2 protein-coding genes are annotated in these 12,887 nt (G+C 40.5%); both read left to right on the top strand.

From position 1 onward, the window contains the following. Positions 1–67: 67 nt before the first annotated feature. Positions 68–11,707: an Ig-like domain-containing protein gene (locus FLEMA_RS74410; protein WP_445451873.1), complete on the top strand. Its 11,640-nt coding sequence runs from the start codon at positions 68–70 to the stop codon at positions 11,705–11,707. Between the two features lie 146 nt (positions 11,708–11,853). Further along, positions 11,854–12,855, top strand: a complete 1,002-nt coding sequence (locus FLEMA_RS74415; RefSeq protein ID WP_081681391.1) for a PorP/SprF family type IX secretion system membrane protein — start codon at positions 11,854–11,856, stop codon at positions 12,853–12,855. The last annotated feature ends 32 nt before the right edge of the window (positions 12,856–12,887 follow it).

Raw genomic sequence — 12,887 nt, forward strand, 5'->3', positions numbered from 1 at the left:
AGCGGCAAGTTTTTTCGTTCGACCTCATGTAGGGAAGTTCATGAACACAGTTCATTCCTTCTACAATATGGTGTTGAATACCGCTTTTGATTTGAACGCTTTTGGAGGGTTTACTCCAAACCAAAATAGCGTTTTATCAAATAAGGGCAATTTGTTTTCCTTCGGTCGCACTTTGAACGGATATTTTTCTACACTTCGCTTTACCCTAGCGTTATTATTTCTTACCATATTTACTGTATTTGGAGCAAAGGCTGGCTTGCCCGACCTTTCGCTGACTAATTCTGTAAGCAATGCAAACCCTAGCCCTGGCGATGTAATTACTTATACTATTAAATTAAAGAATAGTAATCCAGACAAAGCAACTAATGTCATTGTAAAAGATTCTTTACCATCGACTGTATCATTTGTGAGTGCCAATCCTGTTTCGGGTGTAGGTACTTATAATAGTACAACGCAGCGGTGGACAATCGGTCAGGTGGCAGGTAATTCCGAAATTATCCTTGAAGTTAAAGTGAGAGTTAAGGATGGCGATGCTGGTAGAGGTGTTGCCTATTCGAGTGCAGAGGTAATTCAGCAAGGAGAAGCCGATAGTGATTCGACCCCCAACAATCATAACCTAAATGAGGATGACCAAGCTGCTGTATGCTTCTCAGTCCCGATTTATTTTTATACGGGCAACCTTTTTACTCTTTCAGTGCCTAGAGGATATACTAATGTAGTTTGGACTAAAAAAGTAGGGGAGTCGGGTGTCTCTGTGCCTATTACCAGTGCTACAGCAGGTGTTTATGTTAAAAATGATTCTTTGTTTATAGAAGGAGGCATTACTCAGTATACCGAGTTTGCCTTTACGGCTATGAATGCCACTTGCCCTATTTCAGGATGCTGCCCTGTAAAATTCCTTCCTGGGGCTATGGGTTCTATTGGTGACTTGGTTTGGCGTGATGATAACGGTAATGGTGTCAAAGACTCAGCCGAGCCGGGTATTGCTGGTGTAAAAGTAGATTTATATTCAAGCACAAATACTTTTATTAAAACAGTAACTACCAACGCTTCGGGTATTTATACTTTCGACAGCCTTCAGTCAGGTACTTATCAAGTAAGAGTTACAGCTCCAACAAAAAGTCAGTTTACAAAAGCTAATCAAGGTACTGATGATAAGCTCGACAGTGATTTTGATTTCCTAGGGCGTAGTCATTTGATTACTATCAATGTTAATTTGGCTGTAACTGATACTTTACGCAATAACCCTCATGTAGATGCAGGTATTATACCACTGGGTTCTATTGGCGACTATGTATTTAACGATAATAATAAAGATGGAATCCAAAATACAGGTGATACACCTGTAGCAGGCTTGAAAGTAATCTTGCTAGATAAAAATGGTAATGAAATTTCATCTACCAATACCGATAACAATGGTAAATACGAATTTATCGTTCCTAGTGGAGAATACTACGTGAAGTTTGATAAACCTGCAGGTTCTTCTTTTACACAAACGGGTAAAGGTACACCTTCAACAGACTCCGATGCGGGTGCTGATGGAAAGAGCTCGTTGATTGTAATAGATGCAACTAAGCCTGTCAATGATCCAGCACGCGATAATAAAGACATCGATGCAGGTATTATTCCTGTATGTAATGTTGGTGCGGGTACATTGTTGGCATCTGGTGGCGGAACACCACTTTGCTTACCAACAGGAGGCTCGTTGACCTTAACGGCAACTGTAGGCACATCGCCTGTAGTGCCAGCAGGGTTTAGTATCAAATATTTATTGACAAAAGGCTCGAATTTGGTAATTCAGCAAACAGCTAATTCTCCTTCGTTCTCTGTCAATGCTGCTGATACATATAAGATTCATACTATAGTATATAATGCTACAGAACTGAACTTGCCAACTTATATTTTCAACGGCGTTACCAGACTTTCTGATTTGCAAGCCACAATAACGACACTTGGTACTTGTGCTGCCGTGGATGTAACAGGAGCTAGCTTCAATATTAATTCAAATCCAGCCGCCCCAACAGTGTCAGGAAGTACTATCTGTGCAGGGGAGAATGTTAGCTTGACAGCTTCGGGTGGTACGTCTTTTAGTTGGTATACATTGCCAACAGGCGGCACTGCATTTGCAAGCACATCTACAGTACAAGTAACCCCAACGCAAACTACCAACTATTATGTTGAGTCGACAAGCAATGGATGTGTGAGTTCACGTACGAGCGTGACAGTAACCGTTAATCCAAAGCCAGCTCAACCAACCGTCTTGGCGAGTTTGACGAATGCTTGTAGCCCAGTAGCCAAAACCACTGCCAACTTGAATGATGCCTTGAAGAGTACAGCATCAACTACGAATGGTGTATTTGAATGGCGAACAGGCAATAGCCCAAGCTCTGCCTTGGTGATAGACCCAAGCTCAGTAGTAGCAGGGACTTATTATGTTTTTGAAAAATCTACATCAAATTGCTACAGTGTAGCAGGAGTAGTAACAGTTACAATTACTAATTGTGACTGTCCAAATCCAGCGTCAGTACAGTTAGCGAGTTTGGTATCACAATGTTCGGGTACTTTCACTCAGTTGCAATTAGGAGCGACCTTGGGTGGTGGAGCAACCAGTGGAACATGGACAACCAATGGAACAGGAACCTTTGACAATGCCAATAGTCTTACTGCTAAATATACTCCAACAGTAGCAGACGAAAATAGAGGTTCAATCGAATTTACATTCACAACCAACGACCCAGATGGTAGTGCGACAGCATGTTCTGCAATTTCAGCCAAAACAATTTTCACTTACAAAGCGAAGCCAGCTGCCCCAACAGTATCAGGAAGTACTATCTGTGCAGGGGAGAATGTTAGCTTGACAGCTTCGGGTGGTACGTCTTTTAGTTGGTATACATTGCCAACAGGCGGCACTGCATTTGCAAGCACATCTACAGTACAAGTAACCCCAACACAAACTACCAACTATTATGTTGAGTCGACAAGCAATGGATGTGTGAGTTCACGTACGAGCGTGACAGTAACCGTTAATCCAAAGCCAGCTCAACCAACCGTCTTGGCGAGTTTGACGAATGNTTGTAGCCCAGTAGCCAAAACCACTGCCAACTTGAATGATGCCTTGAAGAGTACAGCATCAACTACGAATTGTGTATTTGAATGGCGAACAGGCAATAGCCCAAGCTCTGCCTTGGTGATAGACCCAAGCTCAGTAGTAGCAGGGACTTATTATGTTTTTGAAAAATCTACATCAAATTGCTACAGTGTAGCAGGAGTAGTAACAGTTACAATTACTAATTGTGACTGTCCAAATCCAGCGTCAGTACAGTTAGCGAGTTTGGTATCACAATGTTCGGGTACTTTCACTCAGTTGCAATTAGGAGCGACCTTGGGTGGTGGAGCAACCAGTGGAACATGGACAACCAATGGAACAGGAACTTTTGATAATGCCAATAGTCTTACTGCTAAATATACTCCAACAGTAGCAGACGAAAATAGAGGTTCAATCGAATTTACATTCACAACCAACGACCCAGATGGTAGTGCGACAGCATGTTCTGCAATTTCAGCAAAAACAATCTTCACTTACAAAGCGAAGCCAGCCGCCCCAACCAACCTATTTGCTTTAGCTAAAATATGTTTGGGTGAGTCAAATAAATTGACAGCAGCGAGTCCAGGTAATACAATTAAATGGTATACAACATCTTCGGGTGGCACAGCATTAGGAACAGCTACCGATGCAGGGTTTGTTGTAACGCCAAATAATATTGGAACATATACTTATTATGCTGAAGCAACTAATTCAGAAGGATGTACCAGTAATCGTGTATCAATAAGCTTCTTAGTAGAACAGTGTGCTACAGAATTGGCGGATTTAACGGTATTGAAAACAGTAGTCGAATCACCAACATCTCCATCGGCACCGTCATATTTATTAGGCCAAAAAATTACATATTCTATTGTTGCTAAAAATATAAGTACTGTAAATGCAACAGAGGTAAAAGTTAAAGACATCTTACCTTCAAGCCTAACATTTGTGAGTGCGTCACTTCCTGAATTTAGCAATACTACAGGAGAGTGGACTATCGGTAGCTTGGCAGCAGGAGCACAAAAAACACTTACTATTGAGGCAACTATCAATAAGGTTGGTTCAATCGTTAATGAAGCTAAGGTGTCGGGAGCTAATGAAGACCCAACCAAATTAGCCAATAACAGCTCTACTATAACCATCAATGCTATTGATTTAGCCGATTTGAGCTTAGTTAAAACAGTATTGAATAGTACGCCAAACTTGAATGAGGTTATCGACTATAAAATAGTAGTGGCTAACGCTGGGCCAAATGCAGCTACTAATGTAGCAATTCAAGATGTTTTACCAGCAGGTTTAGAGTTTGTATCAAGTACAACATTGACCAATAATGCAGGAACGCTTACAGGAACTATTGCTAAAATTGAAAAAGATGCTAAAGTAGAATTTACTTTCAAGGCAAAAGTAACCACGGTAGGTAAAATCATTAATGCTGCTCAAATTACTAAGTCGGACACCAAAGACCCTGATTCAACCCCGGGCAATGGTACAGATAAAAATGAAGATGATGATGATAGTGTAGAAATCAATTCTTCAAATGCTTGTAATATAGCTGCACCTGTATTGGCATTTAGCAAAACACAATTATGTGCAGGCGATGTACTAACAATCACAGCAACAGGATGTACTAATGGCAATATCGTATTACAACCAACAGGCGAATCCAAAGCGGGCGGTTCTAATGCTGTATTCACTGTTTCTCCAACCTTAACAACAAGCTATTTTGCTTATTGTCAAGAAGGGTCTTGTAAGAGTCCGCAGTCGGTAGCAACTACTGTAAATGTAACGAATATAGTATCACCAACATTGACTGCTTCGACAAGCAAAATTTGTTTGGGTGAGTCTACAACATTAACAGCAACTGGTTGTACAGGTGGTACTATCGAATGGCAAACAACTGCTAAAGAAACAGCAGCATCAATTACCGTATCGCCTAGCATAACAACAACCTATAAAGCTGTTTGTAAACAAGCAAGTTGTACAAGTGCTTTGGCATCGATAGATATAGTAGTAACGCCTAAACCAACATCTCCAGTAGTAGAAGCCGATAAGTCTTCAATTTGTGCTGGACAGTCAGTTGTGCTTACGGCTATTAATTGTAATGGTAATATTAAATGGAACTCTGGCGAAACTACCGCTACTATTACAGTAACACCTACAGCTACAACTAGCTACACAGCTACTTGTACTGTAAACGGATGTACCAGTGTAGTGTCTACTCCAGTAAGTGTTACTGTAGCTCCAATTGTAACACCAGATGTTACAGCTTCTACAACAGGTATTTGTGGGGCAGGTTCTGCAACCCTCACCGCAACAGGTTGCACAAGTGGAACAGTTAAGTGGTATGGTGGTGCACAAGTATTGACAGGAAGTACAATAACTGTTACTCCAACCATTACAACAATCTATACAGCTACTTGTACGCAAGGAGCTTGTGAGTCACCAAGGTCAAAAGCATTAACAATAACAATAGGAACACCAGCTCCTCCTGCGATTTCACCAGCTTTGACAGCTACATGCTTAGGAGGCTCTGTTGTATTAAAAGCGTCAGGCTGTACAGGAGGTACAATTTTGTGGTCGAATGGTGCCACAGGAGCTGAGATTACGGTGTCACCTACAACAAATACTGTTTATACAGCTATTTGTAAGCAAGGTACTTGTGAAAGCGTTGTGTCAAATACAGCAAGTGTAACAGTTTCTGATTTTGCAAAACCTTCTATTGCAGCTAATAAAACAAATATTTGTCTTGGTGAGTCTGTTACCTTAACAGCTACTGGTTGTAATGGTACAGTGAAGTGGTCTGATGGCCAAACGGGTGCATCGGTAACAGTAAAACCAACTACAAATACTAATTATACCGCTACTTGTGAGTCGTCGTCTTGTAAATCTGATGTGTCAAATGCTGTAGCTATTCGAGTAAATACCAACATCAATGCTCCAATTATTGTGTGTGGTGATGAAGAAATTTGTACAGGTCAAGAAGTATTATTCATTGCATTAGGCTGTACAAATGGTACTGTGAAATGGTCGGATGGACAAACAGGAGCAAACATTACCGTAAAACCATCCCTTACAACAACCTATTCAGCAACGTGTTCTTCTGGAACTTGTGAAAGTCCTAAGTCTAACGAGAAAATAATTGTTGTGAAACCAACGGTTGCTCTAGCACTTACAGCTCTTGCTGATAAAAGCAACATCTGTACAGGTGCAGAGGTTACTTTGACTGCAACAGGATGTATCGGTGGTAATGTAACTTGGACAGGTGGCCTAACGGGGGCATCTATCAAAGTGAAGCCTTTGGTATCAACAACTTATACGGCTGTTTGTACTGATGTACCATGTGCAACAGATGCCAAAGCAAGTGTAACAGTGAATGTTGCTTCTGATATTACAAAACCAACTATTATAGCTAGCACTACTTCGACTATCTGTGCTGGTTCAGAAGTAACACTTACTGCAAGCAACTGTGCTTTAGGAGTATTATGGAGTACTGGCGATAGTACTAAGGCTATCACAGTGAAACCAACCGTAACAACAACTTATACAGTTCAATGTAGAGCAACAGGTTGTGGTGATGTAAGTGCAAAAACTTCAGACCCATTGACAGTTAATGTTGGCGTAGGGGGTTCTCCTACTATTACAGCATCAACAACAACGATTTGTGCAGGAGGCCAAGTAACCTTGACCGCTACAGGCTGTACGGGCAATATCGTTTGGTCAAATGGAAAAACAACAGCAACAATAGTAGAAACATTGACCGCCACAACAACTTATTCGGCAACTTGCAAGGGTTCGACCTGTACAGGTGGCGAGTCAAATAAAATAACCGTAACAGTTGCTCCAGCTCCAGTACCAATTATCAATAAAGTATGTGTTTGTCCTGGTGACTTGTTGTGCCCAGGTAGTGCTATGACACTTGTTGCTGAAGGATGTGAAGGTGGTACTTATAAATGGTCAGATGGATTTGTTGGGGCTATTCATACCATTGCTCCAATTGTAACAACGAGTTATACTGTAAAATGTGCAATCGGAACATGTGAATCAGTTGCTTCGGCAGTAACTACTATAAATGTAGGTACACCTTCGGCACCTGTTATTTCAAGCAACTTAACTGCTGCTTGTGCTAGTTCTGCAATTACATTAACAGCCAAAGAATGTGCTGCTACAGTAATTTGGAGTAATGGTCAGATTGGTACATCAATCACTGTAACTCCAACTGTAACAACAACCTATACTGCAATTTGTAAATTAGATAAGTGTGAAAGTAAAAACTCAAATGAAGTAACAATAACCATTGGTACTTCAGCTAGCAAGCCACTTACTCAAAACTTGGTAAATAGCTGTCCTCAGACAACCGTTAATTTGGCCAGTGGAGTGCTTAGTACAGTGTCGAATGGTGGCGTATTTGAGTTCCATACAGGTAATACAATCGCTTCAGCATTGGTAACTAATCCAAGTGCAGTAGCTACAACAGGTACATACTATGTATTTGAAAAATTGAGTTCAGGTTGTATTTCATTACCTGCTACAATCAATGTATTCATCAATCCTGATTGTTCAACAAGAGATTGTTCTCAAAGTCCTGCTACAGTAACAGCTGGAGCTGACGCATCGGTTTGTGATACAAAATCATATAAACTGAATGGAGCATTTGCAGGAGCAGCTTCTAACATTGTTTGGAAATCAACTGGTACAGGTACATTCGACAACCCACTATTACCAAGTGCAACCTATACAGCGTCATTGGCTGATATTACCGCTGGTAAAGTTAAGCTATATCTAACATCGAATGACCCAGACGGAACAGGCCCATGTGTAGCAGCTATTGATACAATGGTTCTTACTATCAATGGTGTGGGTATCAAACCAGTTATTAATGTAAATGGCGACTTGAATGCTTGTGCTGCTGATTCAATTACTTTGACTGCTATAGCTGGTTATCAATACAAATGGTATAAGGTAGGTTCAACTACACCAGTTTCAACAGCTCGTATTATTAAAGTAAAAGGATCTGGTAGCTATTATTATACAGTAAGTAATACAACAGGATGTAACTCTGTGCCTTCAGACACAGCAACAGTAAACCCTGTGGCTACTGATATTACGGCTCCTGTTGTAACAAGTATTAAGATTGGTGCTGGTCAAACTACCGATTTAACCAAACTGGTGCAGTCAACTACACCACAAGGTGCAACATTAGTCTTTAAATTAGGCAATACGCCAACTTCAAGTGACGTACCTTCGCCAACAACGGCTGGGCTAGGCACATACTTTGTGTATTACAAAACAGCACAAGGATGCTTCTCGAAAAGCTCTATCATCACAGTTGGACTCGACGGCCCTATTGTACTTGATCTAGCAGATGCCGCAGTTGTGATTACAACAAATAAAGCTATTTATGCAGTAGGTGATACTGTAACAACAACGATCACTATAACTAATAAAGGCCCAAAAACAGCGAAGAATATCAGTATGACAACGACTATTCCTGGTACGATTACTTATGTAAGCCAAACAGGAGGGTTAACTTTGTCGGGTAATACATTGAAAGGTGTTCTTGATAGTTTGGTAATAAATGGCACTAAAGTGTACACTTACAAATCTGTCGTGAAGAGTCCTGCCGAAACTACAGTTACTGCTTCTATTGTAACTGGTTCGGTTGACCCAGAAGCATTCAACAATAAGAGTAGTGCTGTCTTTAATAAAGGTGTGGTTGACCCTAAAGTTGCCGATGTAGCAATTGCGATGACTACAGATAAATCAACAGCTCCAATTGATGGTTTGGTAACATTTAAGATTACTCTAACCAACAACGGTCCTGCTACTGCAAAAGATTTGTCAGTGTTAAGTGCAATTCCTTTGGCACTAGAGTATGTGTCTGCCAATGGTTTAACAAAAGATGGAAACTACCTGAAAGCAAGCTTTGACTCATTGCAAAAAGGTGCTTCAAAAGAATTTACTTATGTAGCAAAAGTAAAAGTGATACAAGCTGTAACGGCAACATCTTCGGTAACGTCAAGCCTTGACCCTAACCCTACCAACGATGAAGCAAGTGCAACAATTCAAGGTGGTATCGGAACAGATGATTCGGCAGACCTAGTGGTATCACTTAGTGCAAGTAAATACTTGATTGCTAAAAACGATGAGGTAACCTTTACCGTAAAAGTTCAAAATAAAGGGCCGAAAAGTTCAAGCAATATCGAGTTAAGAAGCTTATTGTCGAAAAGCTTATCGTATATCTCAGGTGGATTAACTCAGTCTGCGGACTCGCTCAAATGGGTGATAGCTTCTTTAGCAAGTGGAGCATCAGACAGTATTACTTATCGAGTGAAAGTATTGAAAGACACCACTATTACAAGTACTATTGCAACAACTAAGTACTCAACCATCGACCCTGTTTTAACTAACAACTCGGCTACGGTTACTTTAGTGTCTGCATTAGATACAGCGTATGCCGACTTGAGCGTGTCTAAAACAACATTGACAACAACAGTACTGAAAGATACAGAAGTAACTTACACTATTAAGTTGACTAACAATGGAGCAGGCAATGCTACTAATGTTGTATTGAAAGACTTCCTAGTAAGTAATTTACGATATATAAGTGGAGACTTTACCTCGTTTGGCAAAACCACAGCAGGCGATTCACTGAAGATAGATGTCCCTTCTATTGGCAAAGGTGAAACCAAAACGTTCACTTACAAAGCAAAAGCTATTACAGAAGGTAAGGCTGTCAATACAGTTATCGTAACTAAATCAAGTAAACCAGATGTAGCTACAAGTAATAATACAAGTACTGTGACTGTCGATATTGTGAAAGACATCAATGTAGCTTGTAAACTTGGATTGGCTCTAGCAGTAATAGATACAGCCAAAGTTTCGGATGGTGTCTACAATGTAACGTATCAATTGATTGCTAAAAATGCTTGTAGAGATACATTACGCAATATTAGCTTGATAGATAGTATCGGAAATACCTTTAAGTCTCCTGTAACATTTACGATAAAAAGTAAACCAAATGTAAATGCTGGCTCAAACTTGATTGTGAATGATGCCTTTGGTAAAGACGATCCTAATTTGGTGAAAACAGGAAGTTTCATGGTGCCAAATCGTGTAGATACCTTGAAATACACAGTTACACTAACCTTGGGTGGAAACAAAGGCCCATTCTATAGCCAAGTGGATGGAAAAGGTACACAACCAAATGGTACTGTGCTTACAGCTAAATCAAGTGCTGGAACCAATGTAGATGCCGCTCCAAGTAAAACTGTCTTGAGATTCGACCTACCTCCAACCTTAATTGGGATAGCCAAAGAGGTTGTATTGTCAGGTGTAAAACGTGATTCGGCATACCACTGGACAGTCCCTTATATTATCCGTGTTGTAAATATGGGCTCGAACCGAATTACAAAACTTAGTGTAGTCGACGACCTAGATGCCGTATTTACTTCAAAAGGAGCAACTATCTTGGGCAAACCAACAGTCTCTGTTGCTAGACCGGGCGTAACAGTTAACACTAAATACACAGGTTCAGGCTTAAATATCGACTTATTGATTCCAGATTCTTCAGCTCTAGTGGTTGGCGATACCGCTGAAATATCATTAGTAGTTCGTGTAAATACCACGGCAGCCACCGATACAGTTTTCAGTAACGTCGCCATAGGGGTTGGTACAGGTTCAGACTTGGTGACTTCAAGAGATGTTTCAACTGATGGTAAAAACCCAGATGCAAATGGAGATAAAGACCCTCGTAATGATAATGTCGCAACTTCGGTAACCTTGAAAGACCCAGCTACTCCAGTAACAGGAGGAGTAATAGGCTTAGCCTTATCTGCAGGAAAACCTGAATTACAAGTTGCCGATAGTACTTACAATGTGAAGTTCAAATTGCTAGCTAGAAATTATGGTACAGATACCTTAAAAAATGTTATTTTAGCCAACAATATTGCTTCTAATATTGGTACACAAGTAACATCTTGGAAGTTGGTAGGTAAGCCAACACTCATAAATGGAAAAGTAACAATGGATACCTTATTCAATGGTATAACCGATACAACCATTACTAAAGTTGGCGAAAGATTATTGTTGGCTAAAGGTGATAGCGTAGTAATAGAATATACCTTGAATATCAGAAAACCACTAGCCGATACCATTTATACTCAAGCTAGTGCAAGAGCCCGTACATTGGCCGATAGCTCAGTGTTCGATTTGTCAACAGCAGGTACAAACCCAGATACCAATGGCGATGGTAACCCAAGTGAAAAAGCTAAAACACCAGTTATCTTCGATGCAAGTGCCGTATCTGACGAACTATTTATCCCTGAAGGATTCTCACCAAACGGTGATGGCAATAACGATAAGTTTGTGATTCAGCCATTGAAAGATGAAGAAAGAATCGAATTTAAAGTGTACAACAGATGGGGTAGTTTGGTTTACGCATCTAGCGATTACAAAAACGATTGGGGTGGCGAATCTAACCAAGGTGTGAAAGTAGTAGGACAAGGCGAAGGATTACCAGACGGAACCTACTTCTATAGTTTCACCAGATACAATAGAACAACAGGCGTGGTGATTCCATCAAAAGGTAAAACTACTGTAGTAAGGTACTTCACTATTGCTCGATAAAAATAGAAAATGTAACTACCGAATAGCCGAAAGGCTGTTCGGTACTCTCTAAGAAATTAATATAAGTTCTTTTGATTGACAAAATCTAAGTAGCGGATTGACTCCCTAAGTCATTTGAAGGATTCATCATTTTAAACAAATATCCAATGAGACGCCAAAGTTTGCTTTCGATAGCTAAATACATAAAGGTGCTTACGTTTGCGGTGTGTTTAGCTAGTATTTATACGGCTCAAGCTCAGCAAGAGGTTCAGTATTCACAGTATATGTTTAATATGCTTGCGGTAAACCCTGCGTATGCAGGTAGCCGAGATGTACTCAGTATGACTGGACTATATCGTCAGCAATGGGTCGGCATTGAAGGGGCTCCAACTACACAGTCTTTTACGATAGACCTACCCGTGAAAAGAGAAAAAGTAGGTATTGGTTTGCAAGCCTATCACGACCAAGTCGGTGTTTTTAATAATACAGGCGTTTACCTTTCTTATGCTTATCGTGTAAAAGTATCTCAACGTTCTACTTTGGCTATGGGGGTTCAGGCAGGAGCTACCAACCTTGTGGGTAGTTTGATGGGAGTACAAAGAACACTTGCCAACAACGATATTGACCCTGCATTTGCAGGTAATACCAGCAAATGGTTGCCCAATGCGGGTACAGGGCTTTACTTGAGTAATGACAGAGGCTACATTGGTATTTCAGTACCCAATTTAATTCAAAACCAATTGCGAGATTATACAGGAAATGAGGATACATTGAAAAAAGCTCGTCAAGAACGTCACTATTTCCTTATGATGGGCTTTGTAGTACCATTGGGTAGTTCGTTAGCACTTAAACCATCTTTGTTGGTAAAAGCTACTCGCGATGCGGCGGCCTTCGATTTTAACCTCAATTTGTGGATTAGAGACAGAGTAGCTGTAGGAGCTTCTTGGCGAACCAATAACCAAAAATTTACTTCACCCTTTGCCAACCAAAATGGAGATGCCGCTATTGGTATGCTAGAAATTCAGGCAAGTGACCAGTTCCGTATTGGTTATGCTTACGACTTTATGCTGAATGGTCTACAAAGTGCTCAAAAAGGTAGCCACGAAATCATGTTACGTTATGAATTTGGCTTTAGAAAGGCTAAAATCCTTACACCTCGTTATTTCTAGGATGAATAGCCAAGTATATAGGTTGTTTGTAC

The organism is Flectobacillus major DSM 103 (assembly GCF_000427405.1).
GTDB classification, from domain to species: Bacteria; Bacteroidota; Bacteroidia; order Cytophagales; family Spirosomataceae; genus Flectobacillus; species Flectobacillus major.

Coding starts and splice junctions, on each gene's coding strand:
- FLEMA_RS74415 (WP_081681391.1), top strand. CDS start 11,854: ATGAGACGCCAAAGTTTGCTTTCGATAGCTAAATACATAAAGGTGCTT.